At 54.4% G+C, this 22,802-nt stretch carries 25 protein-coding genes; 9 read left to right on the top strand and 16 right to left on the bottom strand.

Going from position 1 to position 22,802, the window contains the following annotated elements; all coding sequences use genetic code 11:
- Positions 1–19 precede the first annotated feature (19 nt).
- A complete protein-coding gene (locus tag CCY01nite_RS25335; protein ID WP_146867360.1) occupies positions 20–958 on the top strand; it encodes a DNA-3-methyladenine glycosylase family protein in 939 nt (312 codons plus the stop codon).
- Here CCY01nite_RS25335 and CCY01nite_RS25330 read toward each other — a convergent pair.
- The 6 genes from CCY01nite_RS25330 to CCY01nite_RS25305 form a co-directional block, all read right to left on the bottom strand.
- The gene (locus CCY01nite_RS25330; RefSeq protein WP_146867359.1) at positions 916–1,176 is read right to left on the bottom strand and encodes an Ada metal-binding domain-containing protein; all 261 of its coding nucleotides are present in this window, start codon (positions 1,174–1,176) and stop codon (positions 916–918) included. The genes CCY01nite_RS25335 and CCY01nite_RS25330 overlap by 43 nt on opposite strands.
- Positions 1,173–2,018: a methylated-DNA--[protein]-cysteine S-methyltransferase gene (locus CCY01nite_RS25325; protein WP_146867358.1), complete on the bottom strand. Its 846-nt coding sequence runs from the start codon at positions 2,016–2,018 to the stop codon at positions 1,173–1,175. Before CCY01nite_RS25325 ends, CCY01nite_RS25330 begins: the two co-directional genes overlap by 4 nt.
- A gap of 9 nt (positions 2,019–2,027) precedes the next feature.
- A complete protein-coding gene (locus CCY01nite_RS25320) occupies positions 2,028–2,738 on the bottom strand; it encodes a 2OG-Fe(II) oxygenase (RefSeq protein WP_146867357.1) in 711 nt (236 codons plus the stop codon).
- A gap of 2 nt (positions 2,739–2,740) precedes the next feature.
- Complete coding sequence (locus CCY01nite_RS25315; protein WP_146867356.1) at positions 2,741–3,271, bottom strand: methylated-DNA--[protein]-cysteine S-methyltransferase; 531 nt, start codon at positions 3,269–3,271, stop codon at positions 2,741–2,743.
- A gap of 62 nt (positions 3,272–3,333) precedes the next feature.
- Complete coding sequence (locus CCY01nite_RS25310) at positions 3,334–5,076, bottom strand: hypothetical protein (RefSeq protein ID WP_146867355.1); 1,743 nt, start codon at positions 5,074–5,076, stop codon at positions 3,334–3,336.
- 20 nt (positions 5,077–5,096) lie between these two features.
- Positions 5,097–5,582, bottom strand: a complete 486-nt coding sequence (locus tag CCY01nite_RS25305; protein WP_146867354.1) for a hemerythrin domain-containing protein — start codon at positions 5,580–5,582, stop codon at positions 5,097–5,099.
- 93 nt (positions 5,583–5,675) lie between these two features.
- On the opposite strand from CCY01nite_RS25305, the gene CCY01nite_RS25300 reads away from it, so the two are divergent.
- Genes CCY01nite_RS25300 through CCY01nite_RS25290 form a run of 3 tightly spaced genes read left to right on the top strand, consistent with a single transcriptional unit; the run spans position 5,676 to position 7,758 of the window.
- A complete protein-coding gene (locus CCY01nite_RS25300) occupies positions 5,676–6,101 on the top strand; it encodes a 6-pyruvoyl trahydropterin synthase family protein (protein WP_146867353.1) in 426 nt (141 codons plus the stop codon).
- Positions 6,102–6,130: 29 nt separating this feature from the next.
- Complete coding sequence (locus CCY01nite_RS25295; RefSeq protein ID WP_146867352.1) at positions 6,131–6,583, top strand: RrF2 family transcriptional regulator; 453 nt, start codon at positions 6,131–6,133, stop codon at positions 6,581–6,583.
- 20 nt (positions 6,584–6,603) lie between these two features.
- Positions 6,604–7,758, top strand: a complete 1,155-nt coding sequence (locus tag CCY01nite_RS25290; protein WP_146867351.1) for a hypothetical protein — start codon at positions 6,604–6,606, stop codon at positions 7,756–7,758.
- Here the strand turns inward: CCY01nite_RS25290 and CCY01nite_RS25285 are convergent.
- From CCY01nite_RS25285 to ric, 8 genes are all read right to left on the bottom strand, one after another.
- Positions 7,677–8,444 (bottom strand): ABC transporter permease subunit, encoded by a 768-nt coding sequence (locus tag CCY01nite_RS25285; protein WP_146867350.1) that lies wholly within the window; start codon positions 8,442–8,444, stop codon positions 7,677–7,679. The two genes, CCY01nite_RS25290 and CCY01nite_RS25285, sit on opposite strands and share 82 nt — an antisense overlap.
- Positions 8,438–9,157 carry an ABC transporter ATP-binding protein gene (locus CCY01nite_RS25280; protein ID WP_146867349.1) on the bottom strand — a complete coding sequence of 240 codons (720 nt, stop codon included), beginning with the start codon at positions 9,155–9,157 and terminating at the stop codon, positions 8,438–8,440. Before CCY01nite_RS25280 ends, CCY01nite_RS25285 begins: the two co-directional genes overlap by 7 nt.
- Positions 9,154–10,377: a nitrous oxide reductase family maturation protein NosD gene (locus CCY01nite_RS25275; RefSeq protein WP_146867348.1), complete on the bottom strand. Its 1,224-nt coding sequence runs from the start codon at positions 10,375–10,377 to the stop codon at positions 9,154–9,156. Before CCY01nite_RS25275 ends, CCY01nite_RS25280 begins: the two co-directional genes overlap by 4 nt.
- Positions 10,377–10,784, bottom strand: coding sequence for a nitrous oxide reductase accessory protein NosL (locus CCY01nite_RS25270; RefSeq protein ID WP_186831261.1), 408 nt, complete (start codon positions 10,782–10,784; stop codon positions 10,377–10,379). Before CCY01nite_RS25270 ends, CCY01nite_RS25275 begins: the two co-directional genes overlap by 1 nt.
- Complete coding sequence (locus CCY01nite_RS25265; RefSeq protein WP_146867346.1) at positions 10,781–11,368, bottom strand: hypothetical protein; 588 nt, start codon at positions 11,366–11,368, stop codon at positions 10,781–10,783. The genes CCY01nite_RS25270 and CCY01nite_RS25265 overlap by 4 nt, the downstream gene beginning before the upstream one ends.
- Before the next feature lie 55 nt (positions 11,369–11,423).
- Positions 11,424–13,394 (bottom strand): Sec-dependent nitrous-oxide reductase, encoded by a 1,971-nt coding sequence (nosZ, locus tag CCY01nite_RS25260; RefSeq protein WP_146867345.1) that lies wholly within the window; start codon positions 13,392–13,394, stop codon positions 11,424–11,426.
- A gap of 31 nt (positions 13,395–13,425) precedes the next feature.
- Positions 13,426–13,923 carry a c-type cytochrome gene (locus CCY01nite_RS25255; RefSeq protein WP_246130047.1) on the bottom strand — a complete coding sequence of 166 codons (498 nt, stop codon included), beginning with the start codon at positions 13,921–13,923 and terminating at the stop codon, positions 13,426–13,428.
- Positions 13,924–14,009: 86 nt separating this feature from the next.
- The gene (ric, locus tag CCY01nite_RS25250) at positions 14,010–14,765 is read right to left on the bottom strand and encodes an iron-sulfur cluster repair di-iron protein (RefSeq protein WP_146867344.1); all 756 of its coding nucleotides are present in this window, start codon (positions 14,763–14,765) and stop codon (positions 14,010–14,012) included.
- A 341-nt stretch (positions 14,766–15,106) separates the two neighbouring features.
- Here ric and CCY01nite_RS25245 point away from each other — a divergent pair, with 341 nt between their 5' ends.
- From CCY01nite_RS25245 to CCY01nite_RS25225, 5 genes are all read left to right on the top strand, one after another.
- On the top strand, positions 15,107–16,150 hold the full coding sequence (locus CCY01nite_RS25245; protein ID WP_146867343.1) for an NAD(P)-dependent alcohol dehydrogenase: 1,044 nt from the start codon (positions 15,107–15,109) through the stop codon (positions 16,148–16,150).
- Between the two features lie 101 nt (positions 16,151–16,251).
- Complete coding sequence (locus CCY01nite_RS25240) at positions 16,252–17,991, top strand: alpha-L-rhamnosidase-related protein (RefSeq protein WP_146867342.1); 1,740 nt, start codon at positions 16,252–16,254, stop codon at positions 17,989–17,991.
- 69 nt (positions 17,992–18,060) lie between these two features.
- A complete protein-coding gene (locus CCY01nite_RS25235; RefSeq protein ID WP_146867341.1) occupies positions 18,061–19,485 on the top strand; it encodes an alkaline phosphatase in 1,425 nt (474 codons plus the stop codon).
- A 121-nt stretch (positions 19,486–19,606) separates the two neighbouring features.
- The gene (locus CCY01nite_RS25230) at positions 19,607–20,890 is read left to right on the top strand and encodes an acetyl-CoA hydrolase/transferase family protein (protein ID WP_146867340.1); all 1,284 of its coding nucleotides are present in this window, start codon (positions 19,607–19,609) and stop codon (positions 20,888–20,890) included.
- Between the two features lie 235 nt (positions 20,891–21,125).
- Complete coding sequence (locus tag CCY01nite_RS25225; RefSeq protein ID WP_222614497.1) at positions 21,126–21,635, top strand: RNA polymerase sigma factor; 510 nt, start codon at positions 21,126–21,128, stop codon at positions 21,633–21,635.
- Positions 21,636–21,662: 27 nt separating this feature from the next.
- Here the strand turns inward: CCY01nite_RS25225 and CCY01nite_RS25220 are convergent, their stop codons facing one another.
- Together CCY01nite_RS25220 and CCY01nite_RS25215 are read right to left on the bottom strand one after the other, a co-directional pair.
- A complete protein-coding gene (locus CCY01nite_RS25220) occupies positions 21,663–22,139 on the bottom strand; it encodes a DUF4405 domain-containing protein (RefSeq protein WP_146867338.1) in 477 nt (158 codons plus the stop codon).
- Positions 22,140–22,247: 108 nt separating this feature from the next.
- On the bottom strand, positions 22,248–22,760 hold the full coding sequence (locus tag CCY01nite_RS25215) for a Crp/Fnr family transcriptional regulator (RefSeq protein ID WP_262713330.1): 513 nt from the start codon (positions 22,758–22,760) through the stop codon (positions 22,248–22,250).
- Positions 22,761–22,802: the final 42 nt, after the last annotated feature.

Here is a 22,802-nt window from a genome sequence, read left to right as displayed (position 1 = left end):
GCGATCTTACATTTGTGCCATGAATAATGTGATAGCGATTCCCGTCAACGATACATTCAGCTTTCCCGAATGCCACTGGTTCCTGGACCGCAATTTTGACGAATGCCTGCACCGGATCGGGGAAGATCATGTGATCAAGGCTTTGCGGGTGGATGGCCGGCCGGTGCTGGTGCGTATTTCGGCGCAAGCGAAGGCGGATGCAGATGCGAACGTCAATGCGGGTACCCTGCACGCCGCTGTGTTGAATCAACCGTTAACACCCGCCATACAAAGCGCCGTCACCGCCTATATCCGCGAATGGTTCGATCTGGACCGCGACATCCTGCCATTTTACCGCCTGCTGAAAAAACACAAGCCGCTGGCCTACATGGCGAACGATTTCCGGGGGCTCCGCCTCATTGGTATTCCGGATTTATTCGAAGCGATCGCGTGGAGCATCACCGGGCAGCAGATCAACCTGAAATTCGCCTACCGGCTCAAACGCAGACTGGTGGAAGCATACGGAGAAGCCATCCATTTCGGTGGCGAAACACATTATATCTTCCCGGAAGCATCACGACTGGCAGCAGCCGACCCCGAAGACCTCCGCGCCATGCAGTTCTCCGCCCGAAAAGCGGAATACCTCATCATCGCGGCCCAGGCGTTTGCCACCGGACAGATCAGCAAGGAAAAACTAAAGCAGTTGCCAGACCTGGCGGCGCGCCAGAAAGCGCTGACCGATATTAAAGGCATCGGGATATGGACGGCCAATTATTCGCTGATGAAAAGCCTGCAGGAACAGGCCAGCATCCCCTATGGCGATGCCGGCCTGCTGAATGCGCTCTTGCAGCACGGTGTGATCCGTGATAAAAACGATCAGGCAAGTATGGCGCGTTTGTTTCAACAATTTCCGGGATGGGAGAGCTACGTTGTGTTCTACTGCTGGCGAAGCCTTGCCCGGCCTGCTTTCCAGCGTTGATATTGTTCCGGCATGCAATGCCCGCAGGGCCGGTAACCCGCGTCTATCGCTTCCTGTTCGCTTTCAAAGAAAACCCTGTTTTCCGTTTTCATTCGTTTCCCGGATGGGCAATGCAGCGTGCCGTAGATCTTTCCGGGCCTGTATCCGCCGAACTTTATTTTACCGGCGTGGACCAGCCGGCGAAGCGTGTTACGGTCAATTTCGCTGTGGCGGATCATCGCTGGTGTATTTTGCTGGCTTCCCATCCGATCATCGCCGCTTTGCGCACGTCGCCCCAGTGATACCCGCCCAGTTCCCCCGACGCTTTGATCACACGGTGACAGGGAATCAGGAAAGCCACCGGGTTGCAGCCCACGGCCGTGCCCACCGCGCGCGAGGCCGAAGGGTGATCGATCTTCTCCGCAATGCCCGCATAAGTAGATACGCCGCCCGCGGGAATGCGGAGCAAAGTTTCCCAGACCTTCAGCTGGAAAGGCGTGCCCTTCAGGTGCAGCTTGATCTCGTGCAAACGGCTCCAGTCCTGCGTAAAAATGAACAAAGCATTTTGCTGTACCGTATCGAGCAACTGCGTATAATGTGCGTTCGGAAAACGTTCCAGCAGCTCGCGGAACGCAGCTTCCCGGCCTCTGTCCGCAAAAGCCATGTGGCAAATGCCCTTGTGCGTGGAAGCCACGATGACCGGCCCGAACGGGCTTTCCGCAAAGCTGTAGTTGATTTCCAGCTGCTCACCGCCGTTCTTGTATTCACCGGGCGTCATGCCTTCCATGCGGATGAACAGGTCGTGAAGGCGCCCCGTGCCGGAGAGGCCGGTTTCATGCGCCGTATCAAACAGGGTAGCCGATCGCTTCAGCAATCCCTTCGCATATTCCAGGCTCAGGTATTGCAGGAACTGCTTGGGCGTTACGCCCGCCCACTCGCGGAACATCCGCTGGAAATGGAAAGGGCTCAGGTGCACATGCTCCGCGGCCTCCTCCAGGCTCGGCTGCTCCCGGAAACGCTCCCGGTAAAATGCAATGGCTTCCGCTATCCGCTTATAGTTGATGGCCTGTTGAGTTTCCATGTTATAAAGTTAAGACGCATCGTGGAAAATAATACCGAGCGTATGCCGGTTCCCGCTGTGCAGCGGGCTGACGCCATGCTTCATGCTTACGCGGTAATAGCCCCGGCTGCCTTTCACCGGCCGGAAGTTCGTGGTGAACAGCAGCATGTCCCCACGCCGGGGCTGTATCACCTGGGCTTTCGACTGCGCCCTTGGTATGGCTTCCGTCAGCACAAATTCCCCGCCGGTATATTCTTCTCCCGGTTCGTTGAGGAAAAGCACCAGCTGCATGGGAAAGAAGATCTCCCCGTACAGGTCCTGGTGCAGCGTATTGAATCCACCTTCGCCGTATTTCAGGATCAGCACGGTAGGCCGTGTTTGTCCCGCTGCATGGCACAACGCCTTCAGTTCCGGGTGCGTGGCCGGGAAGCGCTTGTTGATATTCAACACTTCCATCCATTTGTTCGCCACCGGCGCAATATAAGGATACACCGTTTCCCGGATGCTGTTGATCAGCGCTGGCAGGGGATACTGGAAATATTTATATTCCCCCTGCCCGAAGCGGTAACGTTCCATCGAGATCGTTTTGCGGTAGGTATTGTCCGCATTGTAAGCTGCGATCAGTTGTTCACATTCCTTTTTGGTCAGCACGTTTGTCACCACCGCATATCCTTTGCTGTGCAGATCGCCGGCGATGCTTCCCCAATCCTTGCTGTGGAGTTTTTCTATGACTGTTTGCATGATCACCGGTTTACCTGTTGTGCTTCCCATTTGATCATCGCCGATTTGCGGCTGCTTCCCCAGTGGTATTGGCCTGTTTCTCCGCTGGCCTTCACCACACGGTGGCAGGGGATCAGGCAGGCAACGGGATTGGCGGCCACCGCGGAGCCCGTTGCACGGGAAGCCCTGCTGTCGCCCGCCAGCGCGGAATAGGAGATGACCTCGCCTTTCGGCACTGCCAGCAGCTTCCGCCAGACCTGTTGCCGGAAGGGCGTTCCTTTCACGTGCAGCGTCACCGCGGCGTCTTTACCGTTGATTACTGCAATGGCTATACGATGCTGATCATCCTCTTCTTCCAGATAAGCGGCCGCCGGAAAATGTTGCTGCAGCTCCGCGATGGCGGCATCTTTCCCGTTATCCGCAAATGCGATGTAACAAATGCCCCTGGATGTGGAGGCGGTCAATACCTCCCCGAACAAGGTTGTTCCGAAACTGTACCGGATGGAAAGCGTGGCGTACTCTTCCGGTTGCATGACAGCTATTTGTGTTTTCATGATATCTTCATTTTATAACACAAAACTAGCCCATTGCAAGCCGGTGAAAAACCCGGTTCTTGCTATCTTATCTGTGCCTCCGCTTCGTCCAGCATCGTTGAAAAATGTTCGTCGCGGATCACGCCGGAACCGTGGAGGTTGCGGTAATAAGAAATGCCCTGCAGCAGGTTTTCCCGGAATGTTTCGAGGTATTTCGGGGATTTGTCCGCCTGCCGCTGTTCCATGAAGTAGGTGATATACAGCCGCAGCTCGGCGATGAACATATGCGGCCTGCGTTCGTCTTCAACAATATTGGTGCGGCCATAGATATGGTCCGTCATTTCCTGCAAGGATACTTCGCGGTTGAAATAGGCGATGTTCGGGCCGGGACAAACGGTCACCGCCCGCTGGTTTTTGACGAGCGTTGTGTTGTATTGAATGGCCGCCGCGTTGCTGAGCCCCGTGCAGAGGCATTCTTTGCCCAATACATATTCCAGCTGCGCCTGGTATTCCTCCGCCGGCAGATCGCTTTTTTTCAGCTGCGCGATCTTCAGCCGCTGGTATTGTATGGAAGCGGTGCAGATGGGCTTTTCGGTAAATTCTGTGTTGAATGACAGATGTTTTTCCGTACAGGGACTGCCGGGCTTGCCATCCTGGATGCGTTGCAGCCTTTCGGCTTCGCCGCTCAATCCTTTCAGGTAATGGAACCGCACGCCCATGGGCGAATGATGGCTTAACGTCACGTCTTCTCTCCGGGCTTTACAGAGCTGCTGCAAGGTATGCGCATCCACGGTCGTAGCTTCTGGAACCAGCAGGAACGGCGTTCCCCAGCCGGTGCTGCTCATGCCGTAATGCTCGCGCAGCATGCGCTGCTCCGCATAGCTGCCGATGCCGCCCTGGGCTGAGATGCTCAGCGGGGGAGGCGCCGCGGGAACCTGCGCGCCTCTTTTGGCAAGGGCCGCCGTATACAGTGAAAACAGCGAGTCCACCAGCTCCTGCTTCAAATGCCGGAACTCCTCCAGGATAGGCCCCATCAGGTAGCCGTCCGTTGCAAAGGCATGGCCGCCGCAATTCAATCCCGATTCGATCCTGAATTCGCTCACCCAGATGCCTTTCTTGGCGAGGTATTTTCCCTGTATGAGCGCGGAGCGGTAGTCGCTTACCTTGATGATGATCTTTTTCCTGAAAGCGCCGTTCTCGTCCGCATCAAACTGGCGGCATCTTTCAAGGTAGTTGTACAGGCGCGGGTTCATGCCCGCGGAAAACACGATCGACGATCCTTCGAGGTTGCTGTTCACGTATCCTCTCAACGCGGCGACCGCATCGGAACCGTCTTCCACAAGGGAGCCGTCCGCATGATAATTGTTTTTGTCCGTCTTCGTCATAATATTGACATCGATGCTGCCCGGCCGTATCTGCCCGCGCAGGTGCTCCTGCAAAGAAGCGCGCGCACCGGGATCTTCGGTGCCGGTCATCTGCAGGTACAGCTGCTTTATCCGGCTGTCATCCGGCAGCATCTCGAAATATTTTACGATCTCCGAACCCGCTTCAAACGCGGCCTGCCGTAGCCTTTCCACCTGTTCCTGCACCATGCGGTTGACGAGGTTCAGGTAGTCCGTGATGCGCCGGGCGCGGTAGTCGGGCTCTTTGGAAGAAATAGCGTGATAAGGCTCGTTCAGTTGCGGGTAATAATGGCTTCGCATCATTTCTATCAGCCGGTCTTCAATAATGGAGATCACGGATGAAATGCCGAAGCGCGCCACTTTAACGGGACTATCGATCGTGTAAGCCAGTCCCATTACAGGGATATGAAATTTATGCAGCATAGGAATTGATTAAAATATCGTCAGCTTTTTTTCCAGAATTCGTCGTCCCACTGCGCTTCCAGCTCCGGCCCGCGATTCTTTGTTTGTATCGCCGCCTGCTCCAACACGGCAGGCGCCAGTGTTTCCTGCAGGTGATTGAATAATGTTCTTTCTTCGAAACGGATGTGATACCGCAGCGTATCGGCAAATGCTTTCAGCAGCACCGTGTCTTCCGGATGCTGGCGGACGCTGGTGGCCAGTTCCCGGAGCGTTCCATGCTCGGTTTCGGCCCTCTTCCGGAACTCATCGGCAGCCGGAAGCTGGTTGAATAACAACGTTTCTTCTTCCTGAAAATGCTGTTGCAGATCGTTATCGAAATAGAACAGTACATAACGGCTGATACGGTCGGGAGCAATGCTGCGGCGCAAGCCTTCTTCTATCTTCCAGGCCAGCAGGAGGCCGAAGTGGTGATCGGCGGATATAGCCACGAGGGACGGGTGCCGCTTGATGGGCGTGTGTTGTTTCATGTCGAAACAGTTTTGTGTGATACTGCAAATTTAAGATAAAAGGATATACTTGTCTTTATTTATTTTAACTTTGCATAAAACGGCGAACGAAAAATGTTACAGGTTACAAAGATCTTCCGTTTCGAAATGGCGCATGCCCTGCAGGGGCATGCCGGGGCGTGCCGCCATGTTCACGGCCATTCTTATCAGCTGCATGTAACGGTACGGCAGGAGCGGGAACAGGAGGGCTATTTGCCGGGCGCCGGCATGCTGATCGATTTCAAGGAATTGAAGAAGCTGGTGAAAGAGGCGGTGATCCGGCGGCTGGACCATCAGTTGTTGCTGTCAGGAGATTACCTGGCCGCAAATCCGGGCATCCTGCGGCAGGAGAACCTGCTGGTGCTGGAAGCGGAACCCTCCGCCGAAAACCTCCTGCTTTTCGTCCGCAACGCCATCCGGGAAAAGCTGCCGGCAGGCATTGCGCTGGCGAAGCTGAAGCTGTACGAAACGGCGGACTCCTATGCGGAATGGGTTTTATGATTATTTTGCAGGCAAATCGCTAACAACATATGCTTTCAAAATCTGCGGAATATGCGCTCAGGGCTACCATTTACATTGCTTTAAAAGGCTCGGTAGACAACAAGCTGGGGATTGACGAGATCGCCACGGCTATTGATTCTCCGCAGTATTTCACCGCGAAGATCATGCAGCTGCTGACGAAGAATAACCGCGTTGTAAGTTCCGTGCGCGGGCCCAACGGCGGTTTCTACCTCACGGATGCGGCCCGGAAACTGCCGGTGCGGGCGGTGCTCGAGGCAGTGGGGGAGGACGGGATCATTACCAAATGCGTGCTGGGCCTCAAGGAATGCTCCGAAAGCAGGCCATGCCCCATGCACGAGCAATACCGTTCCATCAAGGTGCAGCTGAAGCAGATGTTCGAGAAAACAACGATCCAGAGCCTCGCCGAAGAAACCGGCAAAGGCAAACTGGTGATCAATAACCGGCTCGTGAAAAAGAAATGATAGCGGAAAGAACGATCCAATTGAACAGATGGACAGGCATCACTTTGATCAATCTCTTTGTTGTTGCCGTGCTGGGCGTGCTCCTTCGCTCCGTTCAGCTGTTTCCCATACCTTTTGTGGAGTATAAGTTTGTTTTGCATGCCCATTCGCATTTTGCCTTCGGGGGATGGGTGACGTTGGCGCTGGCGGCCTGGATGACAGGCGAGCTGCTTGTTCACCGGCCTGTGTACAAATGGTGGTTGTCCGGCCTGCTGCTCACTTCTGTAGGCATGTTGCTGAGCTTTCCGTTCCAGGGGTACGGGCCGGTTTCCATCCCGTTTTCCATGCTGTTCATCACCTGCACTTACGGATTCGCCTATACGTTTATTAAAGATCTCCGGCATGCGGCTGTTAGCCGCTCCGTCCGCCTCCTGGTAAAGGGGGCGTTGGGGTTTCTGGTGCTTTCATCGCTCGGCCCTTTTACGCTGGCTATTCTTATGGCGACCGGCACGCATAACCCAGTGTTGTACAATGATGCGATCTATGGTTACCTGCATTTGCAGTACAGCGGGTTCTTTACGCCGGCCATCTTTGCGCTGCTGTTTCACCGGTATAAAGTGGATAACCGGCAGTTTGTGAACTGGCTCTTGCTGTCTGTACTGCCCACCGTTTGCCTCACCTGGCTCTGGCATGCGCCGGGAATCATTGTCTATATCATCGCTATGGTGGGAAGCGTGTTGCTGATCGGTGGACTGACACCCTTTATGCGCATGAGGATCGCGGGTTTGCCATGGCTGGCGAAGGTGGCGCTGGGGTGTTTCGTATTGAAGCAGGTATTGCAGGCGTGTACGGTGATTCCGGGGGTGGGGGATTTCGTTTTCTTCAACCGGCCGGTAATCATCGGATACCTGCACCTGGTGCTGCTGGGGTTTGTAACGCTGTACCTGTTATCGCATTTCAGACTGCCTGCGGGTAACGGGATGGCCGTGTTTGTTGCCGGTGTGGTAATGAACGAAGTGGCATTGTTCGCGCAGGGCCTGCGGTATAACAATGTTTATCCCTGGTTGCTGCTGGCTGCATCGGTCCTTTTAGCAGTTGGCGCACTGCTGCTTTGTCACAGGTCTTTTTTCCGGAACACGCGGATCGCCAGCAGCAAAGGCGCCACGGCCCAGCATATCATACAGGCCACGGAATAAATGCTGCCGGTGGCCGAGCCCAGGAACTCCTTGAATAAGGCCCCGGAATATCCCATCAACACCGCCACATCCAGCTGTAACAACATCAATACTCTCGCCAGGTCCACCGGGTTGAAGCTCATGATGCCCACCAGTGCACGGTCTATCGGATAGTCGCTGAAGGTGAAAATAAACGCCATCATCAATCCATCGAACAACAACGTAAAGAACAATGACACGATGATCGCCGCGCCGATCCCCCGCGTCTTGTCTTTCGACAGTACAAAGATCAGGAGCGCCACGGAAGTAAAGATAAACGTCAGCAATACGCCCGTCAACACCAGCATGAAAGATGCGGCCACCGGCACCATGATCAGCAGCGGCAGGCCAACGCCCAGTATGAACGCAGCGGCCAGCGACAGGGCCATGCCCGCGTATTCCGACAAAAGGATGCCCGTCCGTTTCACCGGCTGGGACAGCAGCAGCTCAATAAACTCCAGCGAGTTAAAGAAGTAAATGGTCGCAAAAAGTGTAGTGATCACCGGCACAAAAAGCAGCGTAATGTTCAGCAGGCTCAGCAACCCTTTGGCGCTGCCGCCGCTTAGCCCCAGCAGGGTAAAGGACAATACCGCCAGCACGATCGAATACACGAGTATGGACCTGTTCTTCAGCAGGTCGAGGAATACATATTTACTTACGGTCAGCATGTGATCAGGTTTTGTTTTTCGAGGATACTGGCGATGATCTTGTTGAGCTTTCGCTCGCCCGTTCGCGCCTGCAATTGCTCCACGCTTTCATGGAACATGAGCCTGCCGTCCTGCAGGTAAATGATGTGGCTGGTGAGGCCGTCCAGGTCGCTGAGCACGTGGGAGGTGATCAGCACCAGCTTGCCCCGGGCGCATTCAGCCGCGATCTTGTCTTTCAGTATTTCATTGGCTACCGGGTCAAGCCCCGCGGTTGGCTCATCGAGAATATAAATATCGGGAGAGAACAGGAAGGCGAGGCTGGCGCTTACTTTCTGACGGGTGCCGCCGGAGAGCGTGCGCATTTTCTTGTGCCGGACCTTGTTCAGGCCAAAGCGGAAGTACAACTCTTCATCACAGTCTGCCGGATCTTTCCGGATGTCGCGGACCATGCGGATGACCTGCTCAATGGTCATATTATCCGGATAACGCCCGATCTGCGGCATGTAGCCGATGCCGGCGCGGTAGCTTTCGTCCTTGCTGACAAGACGGCCATTGATCGTAATGCTGCCTTTCCCGGGAACCACCAGCCCGAGGATGGACTTGATCAGTGTGGTCTTGCCGGAGCCGTTGGGACCGAGCAGCGACACGGCCTGTCCCTTTTCCAGGTGCAGGCTGATGTTGTCCAATGCCTTGAATTTGCCGAAAGATTTGGTCAGCTTTTCTATCCGGATCATAATTTCCATTTTTTCGTTTTCGGCGCATCGTCGCGCAACTGGTCGGGGATGATGGAGGGCATTACTTTTTCCGCCTGGTCCATGATATTCGTCAGAAAGCTGCGGTAGAGGATCATGGTGGCGGGGATTCTTTCAGAAAGGATGGAATAAACGCTCACGGGATGATAGGGCACATCGCCCGTGCCGTCCCGGTTCAGGTCGTATCCCTCGTACTTGTCCCAGTAGTTGCCGCGGAAAGTATTCAGCATCATGGTACCGTTGGTGGCCACATCGAAAGAATTATCAACGAAATTGTTCTGCTCTATCACATTCGCTTCGCAGCTGGCCTGCACGCGCATGGCCCATCCGTTGGAGGAAAATTCGTTGCGGGAGATGTGGATGCGGCTGCTGCCTTCCATGAAGATGCCGATGGTATTTTTGGAGAAGCGGTTGCCGGTAATGCGGCTGTCTGAAATGTCTTTCAGCAGGATGCCGTAGGAAGCGTCGCCCCAGTTGTGGTAAAAAGTATTCGCGGTCATGGTCACGTCTTTGGTGTACATCACCGCCACGCCCGCGCCGTTGTTGCGGAAGGTGTTATGGCTGTAGGTATCGTGGTGGGAGAACATGAAATGCAGGCCATAACGGATATTGTTATACGAAACATTATGGAGGATGGAAGAGCCGGTCACAAACTCGAAATAGATGCCGTCCCGGTGCCCTGCAATGGTGTTCCCTTTGATCAGCAGGCTGTCCGACTTCCAGGCGTGGATGCCGTTGCCGGACTGCAGCTCGTCCGTGGCGGACGCTTTGATCTGGTTGCCGGTGACGGTGCAATGCCTGCTGTGCTGGATGTACACCGCGTAGGTGGTTTCGAGGAAGCGGCAGTTCTGTATAACGGCGCCGGATACGTTCTGCAGCCTGATGCCTGCCATGTCTACCAGGCTGCTGCGCCCGGTGTGCTGCACGGTAATGCCCTGGATGCGCACGTTTTCAGCGGTGACGATGAATACCTGGTATTGCTTCCCGCCGTCAAACACGGGGTAGTTTTCACCGATGATGGTCAGCGGTTTGCGGATGATGATGTCGTGCTGCGGGTAAAGCCCAGCGGCCACGAGTATCGTATCGCCGGGTTGTGCTTTATCGGCAACGGTTTGCAGCAGCGCTGAAGGCCCCATTCTGATAACGGCGGCATGCAAGGCATGCGGCAGCAGGAAGCAGCATAGCAGGATTCTGATGAGCATTACGGCAATGTTTCCCAGGTGAACAGTTCCAGCTGCAGGCTGTCCTGCAGGGCTTTCGCGGCCGCTTTGTCCGCAAAAGCGGCCAGGTTGCCGTTCATCGGGCTGTTAAAGGATTCATGATGAAGGTATACCGCCATGACGGCATTCAGCGGCGTTTCCGATTTTCCGAGATAATCGTTCACGAACAGCATGCTGCCCGGCACTTCGGAAAAGGCGCGGAGGCAGCTGATGTCGTCGAACTTGAACACCTTGCCTTTCGGGTTCACCAGCTCCGCGGCGAAACGTTTGTCCATGATCGTCATTTTGCAATGCGCGCAGGCGTCCTTCCCGTAGTTGATCGGCTCAAATGCCCTGTTACAGGCGCTCAGGAGGCATACCGCAACGAGCGCCGCGAAGATCATCTTCATAAATTCATCTTTTTTGCGCGCCTCCATTCGTAGATGGACACGCAGGTAAGCAATGTAACGGCGGTAATGAAGCACCATCCGCCGATATCAGGCTGGGAAAGCGCTTCGAAGTTCAGCATCTTCTTGTAACCGATCAGCGGCGGCTGATAGGCCATGCCCGGCACTTTGATCGGCGCAGTGGGATCGAGGTTGTGGCCGTAGTCATATTCCCATTTCCAGAAGTCGTACATGGACAGTGCGGCCATCAGCAACAGGGCGCCCGTCCAGATATAAAAATAGCGCCGCCGGTTCAGGATGAACACCACGAGGCCGAACAGGCAGAAAGCGGCGAGCGCTATGGGGAGGTAGACAAATTCCCGGAAGTCCTCTTTGTGGATCGTCTTCATGCCGATGTAGTGGTTCAGCCCGTTGATGATGTCCACATCGCCCTTTACGTCATTGATCCATATCTGCATGAAAATGCCCTCCGGGTATTGCGGTGCGGCGAGGTCTATCCGCCACATGGGCACAAACCAGAGCGTCACGATACAGGCGATGGCGATGAAAATGCTGGCTCTGGCGGTCTTGCTTAGTTTCTTTTTCATGATGGTGAGGAAGAGAGCAGTACACGCTGACCGGTGTACTGCTCCGGTTGGAGAATCATCTTGCTGCCACGGGCTCCTGTTCGCCGGTGCCCCATTTCAGGGGAACGTTGCTGCCTTTCGGCGATACCCGCAGGTAGCCCTGCATTTCCTGGTGGAGGGCAGAGCAGAAGTCGGTGCAGTAGAAGGGATACACGCCGGGTTTTACCGGCACGAATTTCAGCGTGCTGGTTTCGCCGGGCATGATCAGGAGTTCGGCATTGGGAGCATGTTTGATGGCGAAGCCATGCGGGATGTCCCAGTCCTGTTCCAGGTTGGTCACATGGAAATACACCTCGTCGCCTACCTGTATGCCTTCAATGTTGTCCGGCGTAAGGTGGGAGCGGATGGCGGTCATGTACACATGCACCACGTTCCCTTCGCGCACCACTTTCGTGGCCTTTTCTCCGGGGGAGGCATAGGGATGTTTGTTCTTGTTGATGTCGTAAAACTTGACGCTCTGGTCTTTGATCTTTTCGGCCGGGATGGCTTGCGCGTAGTGCGGTTCGCCGATGGTCGGGAAGTCCAGCAGCAGCTGCATCTTGTCCCCGTCTATGGAGTACAGCTGCGCGCTCTGCGCCAGCTCGGGACCGGTGGGCAGGTAGCGGTCTTTCGTGATCTTGTTGTATGCCACTACGTATTTGCCGTAAGGCTTGCGGGTATCGCCGCCGGGCACCATGAGGTGGCCGATGGAGTAGTAGGTGGGCACGCGGTCCAGCACCTTCAGGTCTTTAATGCTCCATTTCACGATCTCGGAAGACACGAAGAAAGACGTGTAGGCGTTTCCTTTACCATCAAACTCGGTATGCAAAGGTCCCAGCCCCGGCTTCTGCACTTCGCCGTGCAGGGCCGCTTCGTATTTGATCACGGGGATGCCGTTGTATTCGCCTTCAAAGGCTTTGTCTTCGATCGCCTTGATGAATTTCTGGTAGGAGAATACCGGGATCAGCGCCGCCAGCTTGCCGCTGCCGATGATGTACTCGCCGGAGGGGTCCACATCGCATCCGTGCGGAGATTTCGGGCAGGGGATGAGGTATACGATGTCTTTCAGCTCTTCCGGGTCCAGCGTAAGCACTTCGCGGATCACTTCAGATGCGGCGGTGTGGGTTTCTTCATTCAGCTGGTTATGATAATATTCCGTCGCCATTTTCTTCGCTTTGCCGGCTTTCACATATTCTTCCGCTTTTTTCCAGTTCACGGCCACGATAAAGTCTTTGTCCTTCTGCGAAGCGTTCACTTCCAGCAAGGTGCTGGCCTGCTCCGTATTGTAGGTGGAGAAGAAGAACCATCCGTGGGAAGGCCCTTTGCCGGCGCGGCTGAGGTCCAGGTCCATTCCCGGCAGGATGATCTGGAAGCTCACGCTCATGTGGCCGGTATTTTTGTCTACGCCAATGAAGGACGCGGTGCTTTTGAAGTTCTTTTTGTAAGAGTCATTGTCCAGCGCGGATTCCTGGTTGGCGATGGGCACGGCAAAGCGGGTACCGGCGATCACATATTCCGTGTTTTCGGTGATGAAGGGGGAGGAGTGGTTGCCGCCGCTGTTGGGCAGTTCGATGATCTCTACGGTTTTGAACGTTTTCAGGTCGATGCGGCCTACGCGGGGGGTGTTGTTGGCGTTGGCGAAGAGCCAACGGCCGTCGTGTTCCCCGTTGGTCTGCGAAAGGGCGAGGTGGTGCTGGTCGTCCCAGGGCACGAAGCCGAAGGAGGTTTCCAGCATCGGTTTGGTTTCTTCGCTGTAGCCGTAGCCGTTTTCAGGGTGCACGGAGAAGACGGGGATCAGCTTCAGCAGGCGGCCGGAAGGAAGGCCGTACACCGACACCTGGCCGTTGAAGCCGCCGGAAACAAAGTTATACAGCTCATCGTATTTGCCCGGCGCCACGTAGGTGCGCGCCGCGGCGTCGCCACCCGCCGCGGATTCAGCGCTTTTCATCTTGCAGCTTTGCACGGCAAGCGCGGAGGCCATCGTGATCAGAAAAAATGAAAGTTTCATAAAATGAAGATTAAGGAGGAATAAATAACTGTTAGTTCTTTCCGTCGTTCTTGCGCAGGTATTCAAGGATGGCCCTGGCTTCATCGTCCGTCAGGTTCTGATTGGGCATCCTTACCATGCATAGCTCCAGCATGGACTGCGCTTCCGGATCTTTGTCCAGCATTTCGTCCACATTGGTAATGAAGTTCATGATCCATTCCGGCGTCCTCCTGTCTGTTACGCCCTTCCAGCCGGGCCCCACGAGCTTTTCTTCCGTGAGCCGGTGGCAGGAAGTGCATTTCACTTCCGCTATTTCGCGGCCTTTTTGCACCATGGCTTCGTCCAGCGGATGCGTGAGCTTCACGTCCCTGAACTTGCCGATGCCTTTAGGGTCCGCATCAGCGGGTTTGGCGGCCACGAGGCTGTTGTCCGCCTGCGCCGTGGAAGAGGACGATTGCTCTTCCGTCGATTTGTCCTGGCTTCCGCCGCAACCGGTCAATGCCAGGAGCAATGCCAGCGAAAAGGTGATAAGATATCTGAGATTCATCATGATTGAGTAGGTATTATGTTTCAAAGATCGATCGTGGTGCTTGCGTAACCCATGATGCGGATCAACGCAAGTGATGATCGTGGAAGTCACCGCCGGATGGAGCAGCTGTCGCCGGCCTGCGGCATGTTAGCCTCCAGCACTTCGGCTTTCGGGAACAGGATGTTGTTTTCCAGGTGGATGTGCAGGTGCAGGTCGTCCTGGAACTCTTTCAACAAGGCGTAGGTCACGCGGAAGGTGTTGCAGCCGTCCGGCGGTACGGTGAAGTCGTTGCTCAGTTCCTGTATTTTGCGGAAGCGTTCGCCTTCCTGGTCGTGTTCACGCATCATCACAGCAATGGGATTGGACACGCTGCCAAAGGCGGCGGTATTGGCGGTCGTGCCGTTCCGTTCCGCCTGCACGATCTGTTTGATGTAGGGGAAGAGCATCAGTTCTTCCTTTTTCATATGCATTGTCAAGTCTGCCGCGCAGGCGCTGAAGAGCAAGGCAATCTGCGGCAGCTCGGGATGTTCCTTGCCGTGTACGCTTTCCAGCTTACGCAGGTAAGCCTGCAATACGGGTATCTGCTCGGTTACGTAGCCGTGATGTTTCTGAACAACGTGGTCTGCCAGCGCGTCCAGCGCCCAGCTGTTGTAATCTTCGCCGCTGGTGTCCGGTGGTGCCGCCAGCGCTGCTTCCAGTTCCGCTTTCACTACGTTGATATCAATTTTTTTCTGCTGGCAGGCGTCCTCCACTGTGCGGTTGCCATTGCAGCAGAAGTCGATGTTGTGTTTCCTGAAAACGGCCGCTGTGCGGTACTTGTAGGCGACCAGCTGGCCAATAACAGCTTGCTCCAGATTTTCCATGAGTGATTTTTTTTGTGTAAGAATAATTAAATACCTTTTTGTCCTTAATTAGATCATTTTAAACGGCACAAAGCTACTGGATATTTTTATAATAAAGGATAAAGAAGTGTTTTATTTCACAATGTTCCATCATTCCGGTGTTGTAAGGAATGACCGGCGTCAGCCGCGCCATTAATAGCGGTCATCGGCGGGGGGGACTGTGCGGGTTTTCCGCAGATCCGGGAAGCTACCGCTGCCGGCGGAGCACGAAGAAGCGGCATGCGCTGCCTGCTCATAATTTGAGGAGTTGAAACGCTGAGAACTTTCTTGCAGTAAGTTTGTTGATATAAAAAACATCAATTATGACTGAAGCAAAAGGATACGCGGCCCAGACCGCCACGACGCCACTGGCGCCGTGGACGTTCCAGCGGCGTGAGCCCGGCCCGCATGACGTGCAGTTTGACATCCTGTATTGTGGCGTATGCCATAGCGATCTCCACCAGATCAGGGACGAATGGGGCGGCTCGATCTTTCCGATGGTGCCGGGGCATGAGATCGTGGGAAGAGTAACGAAAGTGGGGGACAAGGTGACGAAGTTCAAAGCCGGCGACCTCGCGGCCGTGGGGTGCATGGTAGACAGCTGCCGGGAGTGTGAAAGCTGCCGGGAAGGTCTGGAGCAATATTGCGAGAACGGTAATACGGGCACCTACAATTCGCTGGAACGGGATGGCAAATCGCCTACCTACGGCGGTTATTCCAATTATATCGTAACGGATGAGGATTTTGTGCTGAAGGTATCGGACAAGCTGCCGCTGGCTAACGTGGCGCCGTTGCTCTGCGCCGGCATTACCACTTACTCGCCGCTGCGCCACTGGAAAGTGGGCAAGGGGCACAAGGTGGCGGTGATCGGTCTGGGCGGCCTGGGGCATATGGCCGTGAAGTTTGCCGCTTCCTTTGGCGCGGAAGTGACCATGCTCAGCACTTCCCCGTCCAAAGAAGCCGATGCGAAAGCGCTTGGCGCGCACAAGTTCGTGCTGACGAAAGACAAGGACCAGCTGAAATCCGTCCGCAATTATTTCGATTTTATCATCGACACTGTATCCGCACCGCATGATTACAACATGGTGCTGTCGCTGTTGAAAACCAACGGTGTGCAGATATGCGTAGGCGTGCCGCCCACGCCCGCGCAAATACTCGGTTTCAACCTCATCGGCAAGCGCCGCAGTCTTGCCGGTTCCATGATCGGCGGCATTGCGGAAACGCAGGAGATGCTGGATTACTGTGCAGAGCATAACATCGTTTCCGATGTGGAAGTGATCGATATCAAAGACATCAACGAAGCGTACGAACGCATGCTGAAAGGCGATGTGCGGTACCGCTTTGTGATCGATATGGCGACGTTGTAACAAGATCGCTGCCTGCTTGAAAGGTCATCCGCAAGGGTGGCCTTTTTTATTGCAGGAAGGTGCAGGATGACAATCTGCCTGTTTCCGCTTATTTTGGGGATATGAAGTCACTGTTCTCTCTTGTTCTCGTATTCACCGCCATGCAATTGCATGCGCAACAACTGCCGCCTGTTTTCGGCGCTAACACCAAAGCACATACGCCGCAGCTGACACGCACCTACCTTACGCCGCAAAGGATCGTCTGGGAAAGCGGCGCCGCACATGCACAGCATCTGCTTGCACAGCGGAACGGGCAGGCGGACCTTTCCAACCGCAATATGTGTACGCTGGAGAAAACGGGCTCGGGCATCCTCCTCGATTTCGGACGGGAAATACATGGCGGGTTGCAGTTGATCACCGGCATCTACAAAGGCAATAAACCGGTAAAAGTAAGGATACGCTTCGGGGAATCCGTCAGCGAAGCCATGAGCGACATTGGCGGAGAGAAGAACGCCACCAACGATCACGCCATGCGCGATATGATCGTGGAGGTGCCCTGGCTCGGCAGCCTCGAAGTGGGAAACACGGGTTTCCGTTTCGTGCGCATCGACCTGGTAGAAGAAAATGCCAGCCTTCCGCTGAAAGAGGTAAACGCCATCTTCGTATACCGCGATCTGCCCTATAAAGGCTCTTTTCATTGCAGTGACACCTTGCTGAATAAAATATGGCTGACTGGCGCATACACCGTGCACCTGAACATGCAGGACTATTTGTGGGACGGCATCAAGCGGGACCGGCTGGTGTGGGTGGGTGATCTCCACCCCGAGGTATCCACCATCAGCGCCGTGTTCGGGGAACAGGACGTTGTTACCAAAAGCCTCGACCTTGCCCGCGATATCACGCCGCTGCCGCAATATATGAACGGCATCGGCGCGTATTCCATGTGGTGGGTGCTGCTGCACCGCGACTGGTACCTCCACACCGGCAACATCCGGTATCTCCGCGAACAGTCCACTTACCTGAAAGGCTTGCTGGAACTGTTGATCTCGAAGATCGGACCGGATAATAGAGAGAAGCTGGACGGTGGAAGCATGCGTTTCCTGGACTGGCCTTCCAGCGGCAACGAGCCCGCCATCCACGCTGGCCTGCATGCCATGATGGTGATGACCCTCAACGCCGGCGCGGAGCTGAGCAAAGTATTGGGCGACGCCGCTACCGCCCGGCAATGTACGGAGGCGGTGGCACGTCTTCGTCAGCATGTGCCCGATCCCAACCGCTCCAAGCAGGCTGCCGCGCTGCTGGCCCTGTCCGGCCTCGCGCCAGCGGAGAAAATGAACCGTGAGGTGATCGAAGTGGACAGCATGCGGCGCTACTCCACCTTTTTCGGCTACTACATGCTGCAGGCCAAAGCGAAGGCCGGCGATTACCCCGGCGCGCTGCGGGACATCCGCCGTTACTGGGGTGGCATGCTGGACCTGGGCGCCACCACCTTCTGGGAAGATTTTAATATGGACTGGATACCGAACGCCGCCCGCATCGATGAACCCGTGCCGGCTGACATGAAAGACGTGCACGGGGATTACGGCGCGCACTGCTACATTGGTTTGCGGCACAGCCTCTGCCATGGCTGGGCTTCCGGCCCCACAGCCTGGCTCACGGAGCATGTGCTGGGTATTAAAGTAACGGCGCCGGGCTGCAAGGTCATCCACGTAACGCCGCACCTCGGTGACCTCGCATTCGCGGAAGGCACTTTCCCCACACCCTATGGCATCGTTTCCGTGAAACATACGAAGCTGCCGGACGGCAAGGTCAGATCAACCGTGAAAGGCCCGAAAGAAGTGAAGATCATCGTAGCGAAATAACATTATTTCTTTGTTAATTACCCGCCGTCCATTGGACAGGCAATTGCTTCACCGCATCTTTGCAGCACTATGAAGAGAAGAGACTTTTTCCGCAATGCATCACTGGCCGTAGTCGGCAGCTCCATCGCAGCGCCGGTGCGTTCCCTGGCCGCAGTTACTGGTTCCAGCGCCACACAGGCGAAGAACATCATCTTCCTGGTCAGCGACGGTATGAGCACCGGTACGCTGAATATGGCGAACATGCTGTTAAAACGGAAAGAGGGGCGGAGCAGCGAATGGGTGCGCCTGTACGAAGAAGGGCTGGTAAAACGCGCGCTGATGGACACCGCCTCTGCCAGCTCGCTGGTGACGGATTCCGCGGCAGCCAGCTCCTCCTGGGGCGGCGGCATGCGCGTGAACAACGGCTCCCTCAACGTAGGACCCAATGGAGAAGCATACAAGCCCATCCTTCAGAAATTCAAATCCGCCGGCAAATCCGTAGGATGCGTGACCACCGTGCCCATCACACACGCCACGCCGGCCGGTTTCTGCGTGAACAGCAAAAGCCGCGGCGATCAGGCGGATATCGCCCTGCAGTATCTCGACCTTCAGTTTGATGTGATGATGGGCGGCGGCGCCGAGTTTTTCAGCAAGGAGAAAAGAAAAGATAAAGCCGACGTATTCGGCCGGTTCAGGCAGAAAGGATTTGCGGTGGTGCAGGACCGTGATGCCATGCTGGCCCTGCAGCCGGGCGCAAAGAAGCCCGTGCTCGGCGTATTTCATGAAGATGGCCTGCCTTACACGCTGGACGCCCAGCAGGACGCTGCCATCACCAAAACCGTACCCACGCTGGCGGAAATGACGCAGGCCGCCATCCGCCATATGAACACCAACAGTAAAGGGTTCGTCTTGCAGGTGGAAGGAGGGAAGGTAGACTGGGCGGCGCATGCGAACGACGGGGCTGCCTTGCTGTATGATCAGATCGCCTTTGACGATGCGATAAAAGTAGCGGTGGATTTTGCGGAGAAGGATAAAAATACGCTCGTCATCATCACCACAGATCACGGCAACGCCAACCCCGGCCTGTTCTCCGGCTCCAAAGCCAATGCCAATTTCGACAGGATACAGACCTACAAACATACAAATGACTGGATACTGCGCGGGATCACCCGTGATTTCTCCGCCGCGCAGGTGATAGAGCGGATCGAGGCCGCGCAGGGATATGCGATCACGCAGGACGAAGCTGCGCAGCTATTGCAGCATTATGCGAAAACCGACGGCGATGGATTGTACAACCCTTACAAACTGCCGTTTAAAGAACTCGCGTTGATACAGCGGCGTTACAATTCCATCGGATGGGGTTCTATGGACCATTCTGCGGATTATGTGGAACTGGCGATGCTCGGCCCCGGCAGCGAAAAGCTCGGGCAGTTCGTGAAGAACACGGACCTGCATTATCTCATGCTGGAAGCCGCCGGGATGGAAGTGGAGCGAAGGAAGCTGTCTGCCCGCTAGGCACCGGGGCGCATATCCACGGCTACGAAGCCGGTCATCGCTACCGCCCGCAAATAGCCATCATCCACCACCATGATGTTTATCATCCCCCGGTTGCACAAAAAATCGCACTTTTGTAACCATGAAGGGAAATTACATCGATGCGGCTACGGCCGTTCAGGCTATTCAGTCAGGACACCGTGTATTCATTCACGGTAGCGCCGCCAGTCCTGTTCATATCATTAAAGCCATGCAGGCCCGGCACGCGGAACTGAAAAACGTGGAGCTGGTCAGCATTACCACACTTGGCGATCTGGACTTCGATCAACCCGCTTTCCGGGAAAGCTTCTTCTTCAACTCCTTATTCGTTTCCGCCGCTACCCGCAGTGTGGTGAACAGTGCATCCGGCGATTACGTGCCCATTTTCCTCAGCGAAATACCGCAGCTGTTCTACCGCAACATCCTGCCGCTGGATGTAGCTATCATACAGGTATCCCCGCCGGACGTGCACGGCTACTGCTCTCTCGGCACATCGGTAGACATCGCCCGCGCGGCGGTAAACACCGCGAAACATGTGATCGCGCAGGTGAACCCCCGCATGCCGCGCACGCATGGCGACGGCTTTATTCATATGGACAAGATCAATGCGATGGTCATTCACGAAGCAGAGCTGCCCATCGTGGATTATTCCTCCGTTACATCCCCCGCCATTGAACAGATCGGAAAGAGCATTGCCGCATTGGTGGAAGACGGCGCCACGCTGCAATTGGGCATCGGCAGCATACCGGACCAGGTATTGAAGAACCTGCAGCATCACAGGGACCTTGGCCTGCATACGGAAATGATGTCGGACGGCGTGATACCGCTGATCAACAGCGGCGTGATCAATAATGCCCGCAAGAAGCTGAACCCCGGCCGTTCCGTGACCTCCTTCATGACCGGCACCCAAAAGCTCTACGACTTCGTGCACGATAATCCGTCCATCCGCGTGATGGACATCAGCTATGTGAACGATACGAGCGTCATCCGCCAGAACCCCAAAGCCACGGCCATCAACAGCGCCATCGAGATCGACCTCACCGGCCAGGTTTGCGCGGACTCCATCGGCACCTGGCAATATTCCGGCATCGGCGGGCAAATGGACTTCATCCGCGGCGCAGCCCTTTCTCCCGGCGGAAAACCCATCATCGCATTACCATCCGTCACCAATAAAGGCATTTCCCGCATTACACCTTTCCTGAAAGAAGGCGCGGGCGTAGTCACCACCCGCGGGCATATGCACTGGGTGGTAACAGAATACGGCGCCGTTGATCTGTTCGGCAAAAGCCTGAAGCAGCGGGCGAAGGCGCTGATCGCCATTGCGCACCCGGATCACCGGGAGGAGCTGGAACGGGCGTATCATAAGCGTTTTGGCGGTCCGCTCTGATAAATATTACCCTGCCTTACCTCCACGATGCCTCACACTCAACAGATCAACCCATCCCGCCGGCCGGCTGAGAACACACGTTCAAGCCCCGGGTTTAGAAATTTTTCCACAATTTCCCGGTTAATGTGTATTTTGTGCAATCAACCAACCAGTTTTATTGATAAGATCGATTTAGAACCGTGCTGTATTAGTGTTATTTTGTATGCATCTTTTGGAGGACACCGCATTATTGGACATGATCAAAAACGACGACCGCAAAGCGTTCACAACCATTTATGACCGCTACTGGGACCGTTTATTCGCCTCCGCATTTTACCATCTTAAAAATACCGCCGCAGCTGAAGAGATCGTGCAGGATATATTTGTCACCATCTGGCAGAAAAGGCGCGGGCTGGAAATCGACGAGCTTTCCAGGTACCTTGCCGCAATGGTACGTTATGCCGTGTACCGTTACATGGCAAAGGAACACCAGCGCCGGGAGCTGCATGAATCCGCTCCCATGCCCGCCGTAGCGCCGGCAGCCCCTTTGGAGCACAAGCTGATGCTGGAAATCGTGGACAAGCTCAGCGGCGACCTCCCCGAGAAATGCCGCATCGTGTTCAGGGCTACCAAGTTATATGATCAGTCCCTCAGCGATGTCGCCAAACAGCTCAATATATCCCCCAAAACCGCAGAAGCCCATCTCACAAAGGCTTTGCGTATTATCCGCATGAACCTCGGCAAGGCGTTCCACCTCTTTTTCTGAATTTGGCCGTGCAGATTACCCCATAAATTATTCAGTGATTAGATCAATTACTTTTTCAGGGTCGGCATTATTATTTATCCAGATGTCTTCGATGGTCATCGCTTTTTCAATCGATATCCCATTTGCTTTTAATCTTCCGGATGCTGCCGAATAATCAACGTCCAATGCTTTGAATGCATCATTGATAGGTGCTTTTATTACTTTGTTGATAATGGTAATGTCTACGGGCGGGTTCATTATTTCTACAATGATTAACGTAACCGATATTGTCAGCACTCCCAACAGGGAAGGAATAAAAACGCCCTTTTTGAAATGAATTTTTAATGCTTTCCAATTGAGGATGATGTGAAAAACCGCACAAACAACGAAAAACAAGCCTAAACACTCGTGCACGACTTCTGTATATCCATCGAACAAATGAAAAAACATCAGAATGCCCGAAACGCCAACGGCAAGAAAGACCACAGAAATAAAAGGAGTAATATATTTTCTATCCAGTTTCATACGGTTAGATTTTAACGATAAGGCTATATTGTTTAAGTACAATACAAAATTGAGAAGCATTTCGGCCTTCGTACGATAACAATTGTAAAGAAATGGGATTGTTCCGGTTTATCGCCTGTTGCGTATCCGGCTCAATGAAACGGACGTAATGCCCAAATAGGAAGCGATGTAATGCTGTGGAACACGCTGAACAATATGAGGATATTGTTTAATTAACTCCTGGTAGCGTTCCTGGGGATTGTTTTTGAGGTAAGAATAAAAAAGCTGTTGGGAGTGAAGAAGTCTTTTGAATAGATGCTCTTCCAGTTCCTTCCTTAACTCAGGCGAGTTTTCGATAATATCCCGGAAATCTTTTTGTGAAATGGTTTGCAGGATACAGGGTTCCAAACTTTCAATACTATATAAACTTGGCCGGTTGGTTCTGAAACTCTCGATAGAAGCAACCCTGTCGCCTTCAAAGAAGAATTGCGTAGTTATTTCCTTTCCGTCATTGTTTACCCAGGTCCGTAAGCATCCTTTTTCAATGAAGAACATTGTCCTCGAAATTTGCCCCTCCTGTAAAAGGGTTGTTTTCGCAGGAACTTCTTGCTGTTTAAAAAAATGACTGAACCTACTAATCATCATTTCATTACTAAGGGCCTTGTTAAATTAGGTATAAAAGCT

Origin of the sequence: Chitinophaga cymbidii (assembly GCF_007992715.1) — a bacterium.
GTDB lineage: Bacteria > Bacteroidota > Bacteroidia > Chitinophagales > Chitinophagaceae > Chitinophaga > Chitinophaga cymbidii.
Note: the sequence above shows the minus strand (reverse complement) of the source record. Positions and strands in the feature narration are given on the sequence as shown.